This is a genomic window from Cedecea sp. AS113 (genome assembly GCF_037152415.1).
GTDB lineage: Bacteria > Pseudomonadota > Gammaproteobacteria > Enterobacterales > Enterobacteriaceae > Cedecea.
In genome coordinates, this window is sequence record NZ_JBBCMI010000002.1 from 318,252 (window position 1) to 335,852 (window position 17,601).

General features: G+C 55.9%; 19 protein-coding genes and 1 pseudogene. 7 read left to right on the forward strand and 13 right to left on the reverse strand.

The features are described 5' to 3' along the window. Window positions 1-77 precede the first annotated feature (77 nt). Entirely contained in the window at window positions 78-506 is a 429-nt protein-coding gene (locus tag WFN87_RS03660; protein WP_008461486.1) for a TOBE domain-containing protein, read from the forward strand. Window positions 507-551: 45 nt separating this feature from the next. On the opposite strand, the gene WFN87_RS03665 is transcribed toward WFN87_RS03660, so the two are convergent. After that, entirely contained in the window at window positions 552-1,343 is a 792-nt protein-coding gene (locus tag WFN87_RS03665; protein ID WP_166992285.1) for a polysaccharide lyase family 7 protein, read from the reverse strand. A 144-nt stretch (window positions 1,344-1,487) separates the two neighbouring features. Here WFN87_RS03665 and WFN87_RS03670 point away from each other — a divergent pair, with 144 nt between their 5' ends. Then, a complete protein-coding gene (locus tag WFN87_RS03670; RefSeq protein WP_336981285.1) occupies window positions 1,488-2,360 on the forward strand; it encodes an MBL fold metallo-hydrolase in 873 nt (290 codons plus the stop codon). Between the two features lie 27 nt (window positions 2,361-2,387). On the opposite strand, the gene WFN87_RS03675 is transcribed toward WFN87_RS03670, so the two are convergent. The 12 genes from WFN87_RS03675 to WFN87_RS03730 form a co-directional block, all read right to left on the reverse strand. After that, window positions 2,388-2,918: a GNAT family N-acetyltransferase gene (locus WFN87_RS03675; RefSeq protein ID WP_336981287.1), complete on the reverse strand. Its 531-nt coding sequence runs from the start codon at window positions 2,916-2,918 to the stop codon at window positions 2,388-2,390. Continuing rightward, a complete protein-coding gene (locus tag WFN87_RS03680; protein ID WP_336981289.1) occupies window positions 2,905-4,332 on the reverse strand; it encodes an aminotransferase-like domain-containing protein in 1,428 nt (475 codons plus the stop codon). The genes WFN87_RS03675 and WFN87_RS03680 overlap by 14 nt, the downstream gene beginning before the upstream one ends. Before the next feature lie 132 nt (window positions 4,333-4,464). Continuing rightward, window positions 4,465-5,772 carry an ABC transporter substrate-binding protein gene (locus tag WFN87_RS03685; RefSeq protein WP_166874469.1) on the reverse strand — a complete coding sequence of 436 codons (1,308 nt, stop codon included), beginning with the start codon at window positions 5,770-5,772 and terminating at the stop codon, window positions 4,465-4,467. 7 nt (window positions 5,773-5,779) lie between these two features. Beyond that, on the reverse strand, window positions 5,780-6,853 hold the full coding sequence (locus tag WFN87_RS03690; RefSeq protein WP_336981291.1) for an ABC transporter ATP-binding protein: 1,074 nt from the start codon (window positions 6,851-6,853) through the stop codon (window positions 5,780-5,782). Between the two features lie 5 nt (window positions 6,854-6,858). Further along, window positions 6,859-7,683: a phosphodiesterase gene (locus WFN87_RS03695; protein WP_336981382.1), complete on the reverse strand. Its 825-nt coding sequence runs from the start codon at window positions 7,681-7,683 to the stop codon at window positions 6,859-6,861. Window positions 7,684-7,694: 11 nt separating this feature from the next. Further along, window positions 7,695-8,582, reverse strand: a complete 888-nt coding sequence (locus tag WFN87_RS03700) for a carbohydrate ABC transporter permease (protein WP_166863751.1) — start codon at window positions 8,580-8,582, stop codon at window positions 7,695-7,697. Next, window positions 8,572-9,447, reverse strand: a complete 876-nt coding sequence (locus WFN87_RS03705) for a carbohydrate ABC transporter permease (RefSeq protein WP_442892178.1) — start codon at window positions 9,445-9,447, stop codon at window positions 8,572-8,574. The genes WFN87_RS03700 and WFN87_RS03705 overlap by 11 nt, the downstream gene beginning before the upstream one ends. Window positions 9,448-9,629: 182 nt before the next feature. Continuing rightward, window positions 9,630-9,932, reverse strand: coding sequence for a hypothetical protein (locus tag WFN87_RS03710; protein WP_336981295.1), 303 nt, complete (start codon window positions 9,930-9,932; stop codon window positions 9,630-9,632). Window positions 9,933-10,036: 104 nt separating this feature from the next. Further along, window positions 10,037-10,852 (reverse strand): ABC transporter permease, encoded by an 816-nt coding sequence (locus WFN87_RS03715; protein ID WP_336981297.1) that lies wholly within the window; start codon window positions 10,850-10,852, stop codon window positions 10,037-10,039. After that, window positions 10,849-11,682, reverse strand: coding sequence for an ABC transporter permease (locus WFN87_RS03720; RefSeq protein WP_336981299.1), 834 nt, complete (start codon window positions 11,680-11,682; stop codon window positions 10,849-10,851). The genes WFN87_RS03715 and WFN87_RS03720 overlap by 4 nt, the downstream gene beginning before the upstream one ends. Window positions 11,683-11,738: 56 nt before the next feature. Further along, the gene (locus tag WFN87_RS03725; RefSeq protein ID WP_166992256.1) at window positions 11,739-12,878 is read right to left on the reverse strand and encodes an ABC transporter substrate-binding protein; all 1,140 of its coding nucleotides are present in this window, start codon (window positions 12,876-12,878) and stop codon (window positions 11,739-11,741) included. A 27-nt stretch (window positions 12,879-12,905) separates the two neighbouring features. After that, on the reverse strand, window positions 12,906-13,931 hold the full coding sequence (locus WFN87_RS03730) for an ABC transporter ATP-binding protein (protein WP_336981384.1): 1,026 nt from the start codon (window positions 13,929-13,931) through the stop codon (window positions 12,906-12,908). Between the two features lie 161 nt (window positions 13,932-14,092). Here WFN87_RS03730 and WFN87_RS03735 point away from each other — a divergent pair, with 161 nt between their 5' ends. The 5 genes and pseudogenes from WFN87_RS03735 to WFN87_RS03755 all read left to right on the forward strand — a co-directional run bounded on the left by WFN87_RS03735 (window position 14,093) and on the right by WFN87_RS03755 (window position 17,567). Then, window positions 14,093-14,863, forward strand: coding sequence for an MBL fold metallo-hydrolase (locus WFN87_RS03735; protein ID WP_336707212.1), 771 nt, complete (start codon window positions 14,093-14,095; stop codon window positions 14,861-14,863). A gap of 8 nt (window positions 14,864-14,871) precedes the next feature. Beyond that, entirely contained in the window at window positions 14,872-15,879 is a 1,008-nt protein-coding gene (locus WFN87_RS03740) for a LacI family DNA-binding transcriptional regulator (RefSeq protein WP_336707213.1), read from the forward strand. A gap of 9 nt (window positions 15,880-15,888) precedes the next feature. Beyond that, complete coding sequence (locus WFN87_RS03745) at window positions 15,889-16,659, forward strand: inositol monophosphatase family protein (RefSeq protein WP_336981302.1); 771 nt, start codon at window positions 15,889-15,891, stop codon at window positions 16,657-16,659. Window positions 16,660-16,910: 251 nt separating this feature from the next. Further along, a pseudogene (locus WFN87_RS03750) lies at window positions 16,911-17,024 on the forward strand (DUF2778 domain-containing protein); the annotation flags it as partial. 69 nt (window positions 17,025-17,093) lie between these two features. Further along, window positions 17,094-17,567 carry a hypothetical protein gene (locus WFN87_RS03755; protein ID WP_336981304.1) on the forward strand — a complete coding sequence of 158 codons (474 nt, stop codon included), beginning with the start codon at window positions 17,094-17,096 and terminating at the stop codon, window positions 17,565-17,567. The last annotated feature ends 34 nt before the right edge of the window (window positions 17,568-17,601 follow it).

Genomic DNA, 17,601 nt, shown 5'->3' on the forward strand with positions numbered 1-17,601 from the left:
AAAATTAATATGAAAAGAAGGCGGGATCCCCCTATGCTTTAGGCAGTCTTTTTCTTAGTTCACCGCCAGGAGGCACCATGAGTATTTCCGCCCGCAATCAGTTAACCGGCACCATCAGCAACGTCACGGCCGGCGCCGTTAACGACGAAATAGAATTAACCCTGAACGGCGGCGGCAAGCTGGTCGCTGTGGTGACCCGCAGCAGCAAGGAAGCCTTAGGCCTGGTTAACGGCAAAGAAGCGTTGGCCCTGATCAAAGCCCCGTGGGTGGTGCTGGCCAGCGAAGACTGCGGCTATCACTTCTCCGCCCGGAACCAGTTCCCAGGCGCGGTGAAAGCCATCGCGGAAGGCGCGGTGAACACCACCGTGCATATTCAGACCGACGCAGGTTTTGCATTAACCGCCGTGGTGACTAACGAAGCCGCTGATGAAATGGCGCTGAAGGTGGGGTCTCGCCTGCTGGCACTGGTGAAAGCCTCATCCGTGCTGATTGCGGTAAAAAAATAACGCCATAACGTCCGGCAGCCACTCCGGCTGCCGGTTTTAACTCGCTTACTTGTAGCGTACGTCAAGCTTGCTGTAGGCCACCACCGATTCAGAACCGTCCTTGTTTTTGTCCTGGTTGTAGTTGCCCGCCTTGAAGTACAGCTGGATCCCTTCCCAGCCCTGCTTCGGATAGTCAAACGTTTGGCTGGCCTTTTTGCCTCCGGCGCTGGCCTCCACCGTCACCTTCATGCCGCTCGCCGTGCCTTTGGCTTTGATGCTGTAATCAATTTTGTCTTTCAGCCCGACGCCCGAAAGCAGCGTGGTGCGTTTTTCCGGGTCGCCGTAGTTTTCTTTCACGCCCGCCACTATTGCGCCGTCTTCCCAGCGCAGTTTCAGCATCTCTGAGCCGCCGGGTTTGTCGCCGTGAATTTGAGCAAAAATAATTGAGCGCGTGGACGGATTTTTGACGATATACACCGACCCGCGCTGCTCATTGTCAAACTCGCTGCCGTTAACAAAATTGTGCGTGGCTCTCAGCTCGACGCGAGGAAATTCACTGTGCGGCGTAGATCCAAACCCGGACGGTGCTTTAAACACCATCGCCCCCGCCGGAATGGCAGAATCACAGCTTTTGTCCCCACCGCAGTTACTGTAGAAATAGCGGTTATGCAGCCCCGACGTGATCTTCACTTCATTCGGTTTTTCACTGCCATCAAAGGATTGCAGCAGATAGTCCTTTGTCAGCACCGGGTAGTTTTCACCCGGAGCGGTCTGGCCGCTCTCGGCCCATGCGCTACCGCTCAGCGCAGCCAAAAAAAGGCTGACAGGCAGCCCGTAACTTAGTGTTTTACGCTTCATCTTTAACCCCAATGCAAAATGTAAACCCGCCCAAGCAGCTAACCACTAATCAGCGTAGATGCTTTACTTAAAATCTGTTGCGGTAACATGTCAGTAGTAACAATGGGTTTCCGGTAATTAACCTGATGCATAAAGGGAACAGTCATGATCAAAAAACTGCTCGTTTCAGTTCTGTTTGCGGCCAGCTACTCCGCCTTCGCGCTGGCGGATAACGCAGGCGCGGCGTTTAAAACTTTTCCGCTCGGCAAGCTTGAGCTAACCGCGCTGCACGATAAAAACAACACCCTGCCCAATGATGGCAAAGTGATTGGCGTCGACGTGGGAGAAAAATCGGTGGCCGAAGTGCTGTCTGCGGCGGGCGCGCCGACGGACAAGATTAAGCTCAGCGTCGATGCCCTGCTGGTGAAAGACGGCAGTAAAGTCATTCTGCTGGATACCGGGCTTGGCCCCAACGCTCAGGGCCAGCTGGTTGAGAGCCTCGCAAAGGCGGGTTATAAGCCAGAGCAGGTAACCGATGTGCTGATCACCCACGTTCACGGCGACCATGTTGGCGGGCTGCTGACGGCGGACGGCAAGCAGGCATTCCCCCACGCCACGGTGCAAATCTCCGCCCCGGACAGGGCATGGCTGCAAACGCTGCCGAAGATGAAGGCGCTGGCTGAGGCCATCCAGCCGCAGGTGAAAACCTTTAAGCCAGGCGACGAGGTGCTGCCGGGGATCACCTCTGTGCCGCTGCCGGGCCACACGCCGGGGCACGTTGGCTACCAGATTGTCTCCGGCAAGCAGCGACTTTTAGACATTGGCGACTCGGCGCACAGCTCGATTGTGTCGCTGACGAAGCCCGAATGGGCGATTGCCTATGACAACGATCGCCAGGAAGGCATAGCCAACCGCAAAGCGCTGCTAGCCAGACTGGCCGCCGATCGTGAACTGATTTTTGCCCCGCACTTCCCGTTCCCGGGCGTCGGGCATATTGTGGCTAAAGGCGACCATTACGTTTTTCAACCGACAGAATAGCGGTGACACCAGCCGGTTCGCCGGCTTTTAAACCTCCTGCCGGTGTATCTGATACCAGACATGCCGGAGCAGCGGATGCTGCTCCGGCACCATGGGATGGTCAAACTCTCCGCTTCGGCGCATGCCCAGCTTCTCCATCACCCGCTGAGACGGCAAATTTGGCAGCGCGGTAAAAGCCACAATGCTGTCCAGATCGTATTCGTCAAAACCAATGCGCAGCGCTTCCCTCGCGGCCTCAGGCGCGTACCCTTTGCCCCAAAACGCTTTTCGAAGCCGCCAGCCGACCTCGACACAGGGGCCAAACGGCAGCGAGTAGCCGGGGCGATTCAGGCCCACAAACCCGACCAGCTCACTGCTGCTTTGCTCTTCCACCGCCCAGAAGCCAAAGCCGTTTTCAGCCATACGCTGACGGAATGTCTCGAGGTAACGCTGGCTCTCTTCCGACGTCAGGGGCTGCAAGAAATAGCGCATCACCTCCGGGTCAGCGTTCATTTCGGCAAACGGAACCAAGTCCTCGTCTCGCCACGCTCTCAGCAGCAATCTTTCAGTCTTGTACATGGTGTTCCTCAATCAATTCCTTGATTAAACGTGACAACGTCACCACGGCCTGGCGTTCTCTTTCGCCCCAGTTCCACGAGGCGTTGAAGCGGAAATAGTTATCCCAGACCCTGCCGGTGGTGAACATTTTCCCCGGGGCGATGCTTATCTTATGCGCCAGCGCCCGCTCGTTAAGCAGGCTGGTATCCAGCCCCTCCGGCAGTTCAATCCACAGGAAATAGCCGCTTTCGCTGCGGTGGATTTTGACTTCAGGAGGGAAAAGCTCACTTAGCGTTTGCCAGGCCTGCTGCTTGCGTTCTGCCAGCTGCCGCCGGAGGCGGCGCAGGTGTGTGTCATAGCGGCGGGTAGCCAGAAAATCGACCAGCGCCAGCTGCATCGGCGAACTGGTGGACAAGGTGCTCATCAGCTGCAACTGCTGAATGCGGCGGGCGTGCTTCCCGGCGGCGACCCAGCCGATGCGAAATCCGGCCACCAGGCATTTTGAAAACGAGGAGCAATGCAGAGTCATATCGTGGGCATCATACGCCCGGGCAGGCAGCGGCCTTTCCCGCCCGTAATAAAGCTCGCTGTACACGTCATCCTCAATCAGCGTGACGTTATGTGCCCGCAACAGTTGCACCAGCCGCGCTTTTTTCTCCGGCGGCAGCGTCACGCCCAGCGGGTTCTGGCTGTTGGTCATTAGCCAACAGGCTTTGACCGGGTATTCGGCCAGAGCCTGCGCCAGGGCATCGAGATCGATCCCGCTTACCGGGTCAGTGGCGACCGAGAGCGCTTTCAGCCTCAGACGCTCCAGCGCCTGCAGCGCGCCGTAGAAGCAAGGGTTTTCGACAATTACCCAGTCACCCGGCTCGGTCACCGCCTGCAGACTGAGGTTGAGCGCCTCAAGCGCGCCGGCGGTGATAACAATTTCGTCCGGTGAAACATGCATCCCCTGCTGGGCGTAGCGCTGGGCGATGGCGTGGCGCAGCGCTTCGTTGCCCGGCGGCAGGCTTTCAATCACGCTGATGGCGGTCGCCGTTTTGCTGACCGCAGCCATTGAACGGTGGAGCGCCTGGAGCGGAAACAGGCGAGGATCCGGGAACGCAGAGCCAAACGGCACCACGGAAGCATCCGTGCTTGCCTGCAGCACATCAAAAATATAGGTATTGATATCGACGGTTTCCGCGCGAGTGACCTGCACCGCAGGCGGCGCGGTGCGTGCCACCGGTCGGGGCGCAACGTAGTAGCCGGACTGCGGCCTGGCCACAATCGCCCCCTGGCTTTCCAGCATCTGATAGGCGTGGCCGACGGTCATAAAGCTCATGCCACTGTGGCCGACCTGCTCGCGCAGCGACGGCAAACGATCCCCCGGCTGCCAGACACCGAGGGCAATCTGGTCGAGGATCTGCTGTGCCAGCTGCTGGTACTTTTTCATGCGCTGCTCCCTGTCTATATCACAGCGCTAAAAATACGCTGTTTTGTACAACTGTTATAGTCAGAAAGTGAGTTTTTTAACACGAAGATAGTGGGCGGTAAAACCGCCCGTGAAAAGGTAAACGTGGGGATTTTACTTCACATCGGCCAGCGCGGTTTTCTCAACATACGGCTTCATCAGGCTGTCCGCCGTTTGCTGGGCAGATTTCGCTGCCGCTTCCGGGGTCACCTTTTGATCGTTCACCACCGCCGCCAGCTGGTTTTCCATCGCCTGACGAACGGCAACCGTTTCATAAGTCGAATACCAGGGATGGGCATATTTCAGCTGATCCAGCGCGATTTGCGCCCGCGGATCTTTCTGCAGGTATTCTTTCATTTCCGGCGTGTCGTAGGAGGCCTTCAGCGGGGAGAAATACCCGGTGAAACGGCTCCACGCGCCGTTAACCTGCGGGCTAACCAGATACGTCAGGAACTGATAAGCCGCCTTTTTCTGCGCGTCGGAAATGCCCTTGAAGCTGACAAGGCTCGCGCCGCCGATAGGCACCGCCCGCTGTTCTTTGGCGGGCATCATCGCCACTTCCATATCAAAATCTTTGCTGTTTTCGCGCATAAAGCCCAGCGCGCCGGTGCTCAGCATCGCCATGCCCAGTTTACCGCTGAAGAACGCAGCGCTGATCTGCTTGGAGTTAAGCACGCCGGACGGCATCACTTTGTCGCGGTAAACCATGTTCTGCCAGAAGCGCAGCGCGCCAATGGTGGTCGGCGAGTCGTAATACACTTCGCCCGGATAGTTTTCGTTGAAGTAGTTACCGCCATTGGCTCGAACCAGCGAGGAGAAGATCCAGCCGCCGTAATCGTCGTTGGTGGACGGCAGCATGATGCCCCACTGCCCTTTGCTGGCGTCGGTCAGCTTCTTCGCATCGGCCAGCATTTCGGCCCAGGTCTGCGGCGGCTGCTTGATGCCTGCCTGATCGAACATGGTTTTGTTGTAGTACAGGATTGGCGTGGAGTTATGGAACGGAATCGCGTACGTCACGCCCATTACCTGGGCATTCTTGTGCATTGCTGGCCAGAAATCGTTCATCAGGAAATCGCCCGCCTTGCGGTTGCCGTATTTAAACAGCTCGTCCATCGGCAGGATTTCGTCTTTTAGCGCAAGGTCGGTGGTGAAGTTGGCTGACATGATGACCAGCGCCGGCGGCTGCCCGGCTTTCTGGGCGGATTCCGCTTTAATTTTGGTGGTGTCGTAGCTGCCGGTAAAAATACCGCGGACTTCGACGTCCTGCTGCGAATCGTTAAACGCCTTGATGACGCGGGTCATCTCCATTGTCAGCTTGCCGTCGACCGGCGCCGGGAACATAAAATCAATTTTCTCTTTTGCCAGCGCTGCGCCGCTCACGGCCAGCGAACAGCAAACGGCAAGCGCCCGCCATTTATGCATCAGGGGGTTAAACATGGTCAATCTCCTGGTGTAAGTTGTGGTGAAGGTCTGTGTGGAAAAGGTGTATATCCGATGAAGAAAAACCGAGGGTAAGCGTATCGCCTTTTTCTGGTACCTCGCCGCGGTGGCGACGGGTGTAGCGTAACGTTCCCAGGGGGGTACTGACATGGAGCAGATAATCTGCGCCCATCAGTTCTCGTTGCAGCACCGTCGCCGTTAGCGTCAGGTGCCCGTTTTCTGGCCTGTCGGTGAGGTGCTCGGGGCGGATCCCGAACCAGACGCTTTGCGCTTTTTCCGCAGCAGGCGGCAGAGGCAAATTCAGCGTGGCAGGCAAAACGCGGCCCTTTTCACAAGGCAGAGAAACCAAATTCATGGCCGGGGAACCAATAAAACCAGCAACAAACAGGTTGGCTGGATGGGCATAAAGGTGCTCCGGCTCGCCCACCTGCTGCACCACGCCGCCGTTCATCACCACTATGCGATCCGCCATCGACATGGCTTCCGTCTGATCGTGGGTGACGTAGATGGTGGTGGTTTTAAGCTGATGATGCAGCGCCATGATGCTGTCGCGCACCTCGGTGCGCAGGCGGGCATCCAGGTTAGAGAGCGGTTCATCCATCAGGAACAGACGCGGATTGCGCACAATGGCTCTCGCCATTGCCACACGCTGGCGCTGCCCGCCGGACAGTTTGGCCGGTTTACGGTCGAGCATTTCACCCAGCTGCAGCATCGTGGCCACCTGCTCGAGGCGCGGCTGCCAGCTGGCTTTATCTTCTTTACGGATCTTCATGCCAAAGGTGATGTTGTCCCGTACCGTCAGGTGCGGAAACAGCGCATAGTTCTGGAAGATCATCGCGAAGTTGCGCTCACGCGGCGACATCGCAGTAATGTTCTCGCTGCCGAGCCAAATCTCGCCGCCGCTAACCTCTTCCAGCCCCGCCAGCATCCGCAACAGCGTACTTTTGCCGCAGCCGGACGGCCCGACCAGAACCACAAACTCGCCTTCGTCGATGCTGAGCGACAGCGCGTTCAGCGCCGCTTTGCCTTCAAACTGCTTGCTTACCTGATTCAGTCTTAACATGGCGATTAATACTCATCCGTCGGGCAACTGATCGCCGCGTCATACAGCCACGGGCCAGCATAATGCGCCAGAGAATGCTGATAGCTGACCCACTGGTCGCCCACCTGGCGGTGCATCAGGCAAGACGGCGGCGACAGATCGTAATACGGGCGGCTGTCCTCAAAGTGATACGGAACCTGGTGAACCGTGCCGGGAATCGTCGCTATCGTTGCCTGGCGGTATTGGGTCATCGTCAGGCTGTGGTTGTGGCCGCAGAAAATACGCACCAGCGCCGGGAAACGGGCGACCAAATCAAGCAGCAGGTGCCCGTTTTCGCAGGCGATTTTGTCCATTTGCGCGTTGCCCAGCGGCAGCGGCGGATGGTGCATAAAGACCGCCGTGGGCTTGTCGCTGCTCGTGGTTAACTGCGCTTCAAGCCAGGACACGGTATTGTCGGTCAACCAGCCCTTAGAGTGCCCGGCGAGGCTGGAGTCGATAAACAGCAGCCTGGTAGCGAAGTCGTCCACCGCATAGCGGATGTTTTCCGGGTCGTCACCCAACGGCGGGCAAAGCGGGCGCAGGTATTCCAGAAAATGCGATTTATCGTCGTGGTTGCCGGGGATCAAATAAAGCGGCGACTTGATGGTGCCGAGCACCTGGCGCGCGACCTCGTACTCTGAAGGGCGCCCGCAGTTGACGATATCCCCGCTGACGATGACCGCATCCGGGCGCTCACGCAGCGCGTTCAGCTGCGAGGCCACGTCGGCATTGCCCGCGTTGATGTCGATAAAGCCGTACAGTTTCTGGTTCTGACTGCGGAAATGGGTGTCGGAAATATGGGCCAATAACATCACTCAACTCCTTACTTGATACCTGAAAAACCAAAACTTCGCAGAAACTGCTTCTGGAAGGCGATAAAGGCGAGCATCAGCGGCAGGCAAACCATAATGGTCCCGGCGCTGATGGTGCCCCACTGGCCGCCGGATTCGGCGCCCATAGCAAACGAAACGAGCCCGACCGTCAGCACCTGCTTGTCCGGGTCGTTGAGCATCATTAGCGGCCACAGGTACTCGTTCCAGTGGTAGGTAATACTCACGGTGGCGAAAGCCAGCACCGACGGCCAGCACATCGGCAGTAGCACGCGGTAAAGCACCTGCCACCAGCGGCAGCCCTCCATCAGCGCGGCCTCCTCCAGCTCTTTCGGGATGGCGAGAAACGCCTGACGCATCAGGAACACGCCGAACGCGGAGGTGAAATACGGCATCATCACGCCGGTCAGCGTATTGAGCAGGCCCAGCGCTTTGAGCGTCATCATGTTTGGCACCATCATCACGACGGGCATGATCATCAGCTGCACCAGAAACAGCAGGAACAGCGTCTGTTTGCCGCGAAACTCATGGCAGGCAAAAACGTACCCGGCGGTGGTGATGGTGATGAGCTGCACGAAGAAAGTACCGAAGCTGAAAATCAGGGTATTGGCGTACAAGCTGAGCCAGTCGGCGCTCTGCCACGCATCACGGAAGTTATCCAGCGTGAGCGGAAAACGCGGCAATATTGAGGCCATGCCTTCCCCGAAGGTGCTGGCGCTAAAAGCCGATGAAAGCATCCAGATAAACGGACTAACCCACAGCAGCGCCAGGCAGCACATCAGCACGGTGAGCGTCACGCCCTTTGATTTTCGCAGGCGCAACCACAGCGGCTGCGGTACGCTACGCGCGTTGACAACGGACCCAGAAAACTCAACGCTCATGGTGGGCGCCCCTTTCCAGCAGTTTGAGGTTAACGAACGAGAAGACAAACAGTCCGGCCAGCGTCAGGAAGGTGGCGGCAGAAGCTTTGCCTAAATCATGGGTGTCCCAGGCGAGACTCTGGATGTAGTACAGCAGCACGGTGGTGGCGTTATCCGGCCCGCCGCGCGTCATCACCGCCACGTGGTCAATCTGCGTAATCGAGTAGATAAGCGCCGTGGTTACCACAAAGCTCAGCGTCGGGCGAAGCAGCGGTAAAGTGACTTTGAAGAATACCTGCGTGGAGGTTGCCCCTTCCATGATCGCCGCTTCACGCGCCGAGGCTGGCAGGCTTTGTAAGCCGGCGAGGAAGAACAGCATGTAATAGCCCGCGAACTTCCAGACACCAATCAGCGCCAGGGCGTACAGCGCGCTGTTGCTGCGGCCGAGCCAGTTGTTATTCATCGGCCCGAACAGCTTCGCCAGGTAGTAATCCAGCATCCCCATTCCCGGCATAAAAATGAACAACCACAGCGCCGCAGCGCTGACCATGGGAATGATCATCGGGAAGAAAAACGCCGTCCGCAGCCAGCGGTTAACGCGATGATTTTCCCACAGCGCAACCGCCAGCAGCAGCGCGAGCGCCACGCCGGGGATCACGGTCAGCACGATATAGAACAGATTATTCATCAGCGATTTCCAGAAAACCGCGTCGGCAAAAAGGCGAACATAGTTACCTGCGCCCACATACGCGCCGGCCTCGCCCGCCAGACGCGTATCAAACAGGCTGTCGTACACCGAGCGGATCAGCGGGAACCAGGTAAAGAGCAGTAAAAAGATCAAAGATGGCGTGAGGATCAGCCACGGAAGCCAGGGACGTTTTGCCATTGTCTGCAAACCTGTCAGGGGTCAGAAGTCAGTCAGTATGGGAGGGGTTTATGGCAGAAACGTGACGGGGAAATGGCAGTTTTGCGCCAGATAAAACAGGCAGCGTCCCGGCTGAGGGATAACTGCCTGTCGTTCAAAGAGATTGTCTTTGCAGGGATATATTCTTTAACCGTGCAAAAATGCTACTGCATCTGCTCCAGACTGGCCTTTTTCGTTTTGCGGTTATAAAGACACAGTTCTTTGCCAGGCACCGGCTGGCTGTTCTTAAATTTGTAGCTGCCTGAAATCACCACCGCCGAGTAACCGACCTCGTCGCTGAAGTCAGTGCGCTTCCCTTCTATCTTTTTCTCCTGCAGGGCGCTGATGGCGAGACAGCCTTTTTGCACGTCTTTGTCCAACTGCTGCCAGGCCGCTTCCGAGGAAGCCAGGCTGCTAAAGGTCGTCAGTAAAACCGGAATTGCGGCGAGAGCATATCGCTTCTTCATGGACACCTCGAAAACAAACGGATAACGGGCTTTCACTCCCCTCAGGCGGATAATCTAAAACATTATCCGCCCGGAATTATCTGTATTGTAGCCAATGCCCTGTATCACTTGCCCAGCTTCGACAGCATCTCAGGCCGCATAAACTTATGGATGACCAGCATAAACAGCAGCGACGGTACCAGCAAAATCAGCGCGGTAATCGACGATACCTGGTAATTCCCGGACATGCTGGCGTTGTAAAGCAGCAGCGGCAGCGTGGTGATATCCGGCGCGCCGACGAAAAAGGTGCCGGTAAACTCATCCAGCGATTCCAGGAACACGAAAATCCCGGCGGCCATGATCCCCGGTAAAGCTTGAGGCAGCACAATGTGCCAGAAGGTAAACAGCGGCCCTGCCCCTAAATTACGGGACGCCCGCGCCTGCAGCGGGTCAACAGCCGAAAACGCGGCTACGCAAATCCAGACTGAATACATCAGGCCATGTACGCTGTGAACCAGCACCACGCCAGCTACCGTGCCGTTCAGCCCCCACTGATAGAAAAGCCGCGCGATGTTCATATACACCGTCAGGTTTGGAAACGCCTGCGGGATCAAAAACAGTAGCATAAACACCACCCGGAACGGCATCGCGCGCCGGGAAAGCGCGTAGCCGGCGGGAACGGAAATCAGCAGGCAAACCAGCACCGACAGCACGGCAATAAACACGCTGGTCAGCAGCGAGCCGGACACATCGCTGTACGGGCTAAACACCTGATACCAGTACTTTAATCCCCACTGGCTCGGCAAGATATGCGGATAAAACCAGCTTTCCGCCACCGTCCAGACAAGCAGGTTTAGCAACGGGCCGAACATCGCAAACAGCATAAAGGCCAGCAGCAGTACCTGCAGCGGCAGGCCGAATCGGCCTTTTATCAGGCTCATGCTTCCCCTCCTTTCTGGCGCAGGCTGTGGCGCAGATAAAACCATGACAGCGCCCCGCAAATCAGCAGGGAGATCACGCCCAGCGCGTTAGCCACCGCATAATCGCTGTAGGAGTTAACGCGGAATGCCATGTCGACGGTCAGCATCGTTGGCGTTCCGGTGCCAATCATCAGCGGCACGGACAGCACGGACATCATGGTCACCGTGGAAAGCACCAGCGCGACACCAATAGCCGGTAACACCTGCGGTAAAATAATGTCGAACAAAATGCGAACTCGCGAAGCCCCCAGGTTTCTGGCAGCCAGCACCTGCGCAGGCTCCAGTGCCGCCATCGCCCCACAAATCAGCAAGGTGGCAAACGCCAGCTGCTTCCAGACAAAGGTAATGATGATCCCTTTCCAGCCGAGCCAGGAGATCGTGTCCAGTGGCTGCACCAAATCGCTGGCAACCAGCAGGTTATTCATCAGGCCGTTTTTGGCGAGAAACGTGCGCATCATCTGCGCGGCAACGATGAACGGAATAAACAGCGGCAGGCGGTAAAGCATGCCCAGTAGCCGTACAACGGGGCGGCAGGAAGAAAGCGTGATCACCGCCGAGATCGTTATCGATAACGCGGCCAGCAGCGCAACCGACACCAGCACGATAAACACCGTGAACAGGATATCGTTGGAGTACAGCGCCAGGACTTTGGCAAAGTGCTGTAACGTCAGCGCCCCGGCGTCCGAAGTAAAGGCAGCCACCAGAGAAAATCCCAGCGGATAGAGAAACAGCACCACAATCATCAGCGCGGCGGGGCTCACCAGCAGCAGATAGTTTAACGAAACGCGCATAGCAAACCTTTGGACTTGAGCGTGGCGCCCGACCTGAACCGGGCGCCGGGAAAGGATTAGTTAGACACCTGGCTTTCGTACCCTTCTTTGATGTCGTCAAAGTAAGGCGCTATCGGGAAGCTTTTGCCGTAATCGGCAAGCGCTTTCGGGGAAATCTCGGCAAACAGTTTGCTCCAGGTTGCGTCATCCAGCTTCGGTTTGACGTACTTAGCGTCAATGCCCGGATACCAGTTGAACTGCTTCACGATCCCGTCGGCCTGCACTTCCGGGCTGGTTGCCAGCGCAATGAACTCGCGCGCCAGTTCAGGCTGTGCCGCTTTGGCCGGCGTGACGTAATACATCGGCTGCCCCGGCATGCCCGGTGAAAGCAAAGCGAGCTTGATGGACGGCGGCAGCTTGCCCTGATCTTTCCAGGTGTAGAACATATCCACCCAGACCGGTCCCATGGCGATTTCCCCTCGGGTCAGCATATCCAGCGTACCGGCGTTGCCCGGCGTAAAGGTCACGTTCTTATTAAACGCTTTCAGCTTCTCAAAAGCCTGCGACCAGTTTTTCTCTACGCTCTTATCGTAAGGCAAGGCGGATAAACGCTGGGCGTCGGTGCCGTAGGCGTAGATCCAGCCAACGACAAAACTGACGCCGGACATACCGTTTTTAATGCCGTTGTAGCCGAACGCCTGCGGGTGTTTCGCCGCCCACTCAACCAGCTCGTCATAAGAGGTCGGTGGCGCTGTCATGGTTTCACTGTTCCAGGCGATAGCCGTCTGGCTCAGGAACATCGGCATCACATAGCCGTCCACGTTCACGCCCAGTGCATTTTTCGCGTTATCCGCGGAGACCATGTCGCCCGTTTTGATGTGCTGGCGGTATTTTTCCAGCAGCCCTTTTTCCACCAGTTCGCCGCCCGCTTTCTGGTGAACCACCGCCACGTCGATATCCCAGGTTTTGGCCCCGCTCTGCTGCTGAGCGCTCAGTTTTTCGATGATTTTATTCGAGCCTGCGTCCCCCGGTCCGGTGCCGACCACGCGCACTTTCACCCCCGGATGCGCGGCCTCAAACTTTGGCCCCAGCCAGGTTTTGACGTAATCCACCATATTCTGGTCACCGGCGGTGGCCACGTTTAAAACTGTTTCCGCCTGTACGCCATAACTTAAAAACAGCGCCGTGACGGCGGCAAGTCTGGTTTTAGTAAACATAATTACCCCTCAGAAAAATAGACTGGTTCAAGCTGTGTGGGACGAACTAAAAATATGCAGGGCTGACTCAGGCACATGCAGCCTGACTTTTGTATTCAACGGCAAATTATCAACGGAGTCGGCATGGAAAAGACGCTGCCGATAGCGAATGGCGTAACGATAGTTGTGGCCAATAAAAGCATTTTGCTCAACCACCCCTTCAAGCGTTAACCCACCCTCCGGGAAAGATTTATTTAATGATGAAAGCGCGGCATCCGAACTTCTGAAATAGATTTCCTGGTCACCGCTATTATTTAGCGAGGCCAGGCCCAGGGTATTTATTTCTTCCGCCGTAATACGGTTATCGGCTCCCATAAAATCAGCCACAAAGGGCGTGGCGGGCTTTTGATAAATCTCTTCCGGGGTGCCGATTTGCTCGATTTGGCCATTATTCAGCACCACAATGCGGTCGGCCATCACCAGCGCTTCCTGCTGGTCGTGGGTGACGATCACCGAAGTGAAACCCAGCTTTTTCTGCAGTTGCTTGATTTCGTGGCGCACGTTCAGCCGGACTTTGGCATCCAGATTCGACAGCGGCTCATCCAGCACCAGTACGTCTGGCTCAATGGCCAGCGCGCGCGCCAGGGCCACGCGCTGCCGCTGCCCGCCGGAAAGTTCGGTGATTTTAGCCCCGGCAAGGCCGGTCAGATTCACCATCTGTAATAGCTCAAGCACTCTGGCCTGAATCGCGTCCCGCCGCCACTTGCGTAGCTTCAGGCCATAACCAATATTTTGTTCCACCGTTAAATGCGGCCACAGCGCATAGCTTTGAAATACCATGGTGATATTTCGCTGCTCAGGCGGGCTTTGGGTAATATTATTCCCGGCCACAACAATGTGGCCCTGCTTAACAGGAATAAACCCACACAACGCGTTCAATAACGTTGTTTTCCCGCAGCCGGACGGGCCCAGCAATGCAATCATCTCGCCTTTCTTCACGGCAAGATTAATTTCTTTTAGCACCACTTTTTCGCCGTAACTAATTTGCAGGTGCGCCATTTCCAGGTAGCTCATAACGGTATCCGACATGTTTGTTTACGTCTTTTTTGCTCTGAATGAACACGTGTTCATTTCGCTGTAAAAAAAATGAAACGCCGCTCAGAGATGATGTGAGCCTACTGTGGCGTGTCTTTGTGACACTTTAATTAACCGCGATAAATTTTTAGCGAGGGGCAATGAAAATCGACGTGCTTGGCTGCGGCAGCGCTTTCTCCCGCTGGCAAAATACTTCCGCGCTGCGGATTGTTGATGACGAAAACCGGCAATGGCTTATCGACTGCGGCCCCACCATTCCTCGTGCGCTGTGGCAGCGCGGCGGCGGCATCAACGACATCGACGTGCTGTTTTTCACCCACGTGCATCCCGACCACTGCACCGGGTTAACGGCGCTGCTCAATCACTGGAAGAGTTTTGCCCGCCAAAAGCCGCTGGTGATCTACAGCCAGCCGGCACAGCGCGAAGTGTTGATGCAGCTGGCCTCGCTCGCCAACTGGCCAGAACCTTCGCTCTGCTTCCCCATCGAATGGCGCGACAGCGAAGCTGATTTTCACTGGCATCACTGGCGGATTCGCACCGCCCCAACGCGCCATGAAATGGCCAACCTGGCGCTGCGCGTGGATATCCGGGAATATGCTTTGTTCTATAGCGGCGACGGGCGGCCCACCGAAGCGTCTATCGGGCTGATGGCCGGCGTGGACCTGGCGTTTCAGGAGTGCGCCTCGCTGTCTGAACTGGCGGAGGACGCTTCCCACGGCGACTTCCCCGGTTGCCTGAAGCTTTTTACTTCTCTGGGGCTGCCGTCGCTGGGGTTGTACCACTGTAACGATGCCATTTTGCCCGCGCTAAAGCTGGCCTGCCGCCCCCACGCCGGGCTGTTCGTCAGCCAGGACGGGCTGCAGTACGACTTCCATCAGCAGCGGTTTTACACTGAGGATTATTTGCCTTGAGTTCGTCGATGCATAAACAAAGCGTGACCGCCGAAGATGTGGCCCGTCGGGCGGGCGTTTCGCGCGCCGTGGTTTCCAGGGCGCTGAGCAACAACGGCAGTATTTCCCCTGCCACACGGGAACGCGTGCTGCAGGTAGCCGAAGAGCTTGGTTATCAGGTCAATTTTCTTGCCCAGGGCCTTAACCGCCGCCGCAGCCATCTGATTGGCGTCATCGTGTCGCGCATCAACGATCCGTTTCGCAGCAGCCTGCTTGACGGCCTTCTAGGCGAAATTCAGCGCAACGGCTTTCAGGCTCTGGTGACAGAGATCCGCTCTGAGCAGGAGCTGGCGGAAACGCTGCGCCACTTCACTCAGTTTCGCGTCTCCGGCGTCATCGTCACCTCCGGCAAGCCTCCCGAAGCGCTGGTGAACGAGTGCGTGCAGCAGCATATTCCGGTGGTTGGCATCAACCGCCAGCCCGACATTCCCGGCGTGGATTACGTCTGTTCGGATAACGCCGCCGGGGCGGTGCTGGCCGCCGAACAGCTGGTCAACAGCGGGTGCAAACATTTTGGCTGGCTCAATAATCACTCTTCTACCTGGGCCGGCAGAATGCGCGGCGAAGCGTTCCGCCAGGCGCTGATCGAACGTGGTGTAAACGTTGAGCAAAACCTTGCTTCGCTGCTTTGTGAAGAGGAAGGCTATGAAGGCGGCTGGCAGGCTGCAGCGGCTGTAACGCAGATCCCCGACGGTATTTTCTGCGCCAACGCTCAGCTGGCATGTGGCTTTCTCGACGGGATGCGCCAGCGCGGCAAATATGCGCCACAGGATTTTCAGCTGATCGGCTTCGACAACACGCCACAAACGGCGCAGTACAGCTACCGACTCACCACCCTCAACCAGGATGTGGCGGAAATCTCCCGGCTGGCGCTGGCTCACCTGCTGGAGCGCGCCCGAACGCCTGCACAGCCTTCACGCACCAGTTGGGTGAAGGTCAACCTGATTCACCGACACACGTCAATCTCCCTTACTTAAGAGCAAAACATGACCGAACAACAGCTACAGGCGTTATGCACGTTAATCCGCGAAGCCGGCGCCCGCGCCCAGGCGCTGCGCGATGCAGGCTTAAGCGTGGAAAAAAAAGGTCGCCAGGATTTCGTCTCACAGGCGGACATTCTGGTTGAGCAAGAGATTAAAAGCTGGCTGCGGACGCATTGCCCGCAGGACGGCTTTCTGGGGGAAGAAAGTGGCCTGGAGGAAGGCGAACGCGGCGTCTGGGTGCTCGATCCGGTTGATGGCACCACTAACTTTATTCTTGGCATGGACTATTGGTGCGTCTCCCTCGCTTACGTCAGGCAGAACGTGATTGAGCTGGGAATTATCTATGCTCCCGACCGCGATGAGTTCTTTTTTGCCCGCCACGGCGCGGGCGCATTCCTGAACGGTAAACCGCTCAAGCTTCACGATCCGTCCCCGGATGGCGTGGTCATCGGCCTGGGCCGTTCCAGCCGCGCGCCGGTTCCACTTTATGCGCGCACTATAGAAGATGTGCTGAACGACGGCATGGAGTATCGGCGTTTTGGCGCAGGCGCGCTGATGCTGGCGCACGTTGCCGCGGGCCAGGTCCACGCCTACTACGAGGAGCATATGAACAGCTGGGACGCGCTGGCCGGGCTGCTGCTGATCACCGAGGCGGGCGGCAGCAGCACTGCATTTCTCGCCAACGGCGGCCTGTTGCAAGGTAATCTGGTACTGGCCGGCTGCACCAGCGTGCAGGAAAGGTTATTGGCGCTGCTGGAAGGGGCCGTCGATTAATTAAGGATTTAATAGTCGCCACTTTAATTCCGGTGGCGACCTGATTGTTTTATTTCAAATGATACCGACAGTTATTATTTAATAATATTTATTACACTCAATCTATAAACCCCATCAATAATTAACCATCCGATGAAAACAAAAATTGCGTCAAATCATTTTTTATTGACTTAAAAAAAACAAAAAAAAATAGAAAGCGTGATAAACAGCATATACCCTATCCATTCCCAAAATATGGACATGGATCATTTTTGGCTTTACATGGAAAATTTGTTATCAGCGATGCCGATTACGCCCCTCTTAGTTTTGCCGACGTGGGTACATTTCTTGTATTTTCGGGTAATGGAGTTTATCTCAACTGGGGTACTCGGATAATAGCACTGATATATGAGAAGCGATTTTATAGTTTAGTGAAACAACAAAGGATGATATAAATGAAAAAGCATTTAACTGCTGATGTTATTATTGAAGCATCTTTCTTAGGAACTGATGGAAACCTCACTTATAATAGGGTTGATAGAGCATTGGAGATTACTATGCATGGCATGATATTCAATGCTAATCATATGTCAGGTTTAACTCTCGCCAATAAGATTAAAAAATCAATAGAGAAAAGTGCGATTCAACATGATATTAACTGGATGATGATTAATGAAATCCGATTATATTGTTGCGCAGGTGGCTTTGGCGGGATATTTTCAGTTGCGAATGTATTAGCTTCACATCTCGAAAAACCAGTGAGAGCGTATACTACACAGTACTCACCGGCAGGAACTTTTGGGGGGTATGAAAATAAGATGAAATGTTTCCAACCTAAAAGAAAAAACGTTATGATCGATGGGATTCACAAAATGTTATATTTTACTTCTGAGCATATGATACTTCCCACCCGTCGTGCATTGAGATAAAAATCACAGAAATGCCACATACTTTATCAATAGC

Coding starts and splice junctions, on each gene's coding strand:
- WFN87_RS03660 (WP_008461486.1), top strand. CDS start 78: ATGAGTATTTCCGCCCGCAATCAGTTAACCGGCACCATCAGCAACGTC.
- WFN87_RS03730 (WP_336981384.1), bottom strand. CDS start 13,931: ATGAGCTACCTGGAAATGGCGCACCTGCAAATTAGTTACGGCGAAAAA.
- WFN87_RS03690 (WP_336981291.1), bottom strand. CDS start 6,853: ATGTTAAGACTGAATCAGGTAAGCAAGCAGTTTGAAGGCAAAGCGGCG.
- WFN87_RS03715 (WP_336981297.1), bottom strand. CDS start 10,852: ATGAGCCTGATAAAAGGCCGATTCGGCCTGCCGCTGCAGGTACTGCTG.
- WFN87_RS03720 (WP_336981299.1), bottom strand. CDS start 11,682: ATGCGCGTTTCGTTAAACTATCTGCTGCTGGTGAGCCCCGCCGCGCTG.
- WFN87_RS03675 (WP_336981287.1), bottom strand. CDS start 2,918: ATGTACAAGACTGAAAGATTGCTGCTGAGAGCGTGGCGAGACGAGGAC.
- WFN87_RS03725 (WP_166992256.1), bottom strand. CDS start 12,878: ATGTTTACTAAAACCAGACTTGCCGCCGTCACGGCGCTGTTTTTAAGT.
- WFN87_RS03755 (WP_336981304.1), top strand. CDS start 17,094: ATGAAAAAGCATTTAACTGCTGATGTTATTATTGAAGCATCTTTCTTA.
- WFN87_RS03685 (WP_166874469.1), bottom strand. CDS start 5,772: ATGCATAAATGGCGGGCGCTTGCCGTTTGCTGTTCGCTGGCCGTGAGC.
- WFN87_RS03740 (WP_336707213.1), top strand. CDS start 14,872: ATGCATAAACAAAGCGTGACCGCCGAAGATGTGGCCCGTCGGGCGGGC.
- WFN87_RS03735 (WP_336707212.1), top strand. CDS start 14,093: ATGAAAATCGACGTGCTTGGCTGCGGCAGCGCTTTCTCCCGCTGGCAA.
- WFN87_RS03705 (WP_442892178.1), bottom strand. CDS start 9,447: ATGGCAAAACGTCCCTGGCTTCCGTGGCTGATCCTCACGCCATCTTTG.
- WFN87_RS03700 (WP_166863751.1), bottom strand. CDS start 8,582: ATGAGCGTTGAGTTTTCTGGGTCCGTTGTCAACGCGCGTAGCGTACCG.
- WFN87_RS03710 (WP_336981295.1), bottom strand. CDS start 9,932: ATGAAGAAGCGATATGCTCTCGCCGCAATTCCGGTTTTACTGACGACC.
- WFN87_RS03670 (WP_336981285.1), top strand. CDS start 1,488: ATGATCAAAAAACTGCTCGTTTCAGTTCTGTTTGCGGCCAGCTACTCC.
- WFN87_RS03695 (WP_336981382.1), bottom strand. CDS start 7,683: ATGTTATTGGCCCATATTTCCGACACCCATTTCCGCAGTCAGAACCAG.
- WFN87_RS03680 (WP_336981289.1), bottom strand. CDS start 4,332: ATGAAAAAGTACCAGCAGCTGGCACAGCAGATCCTCGACCAGATTGCC.
- WFN87_RS03745 (WP_336981302.1), top strand. CDS start 15,889: ATGACCGAACAACAGCTACAGGCGTTATGCACGTTAATCCGCGAAGCC.
- WFN87_RS03665 (WP_166992285.1), bottom strand. CDS start 1,343: ATGAAGCGTAAAACACTAAGTTACGGGCTGCCTGTCAGCCTTTTTTTG.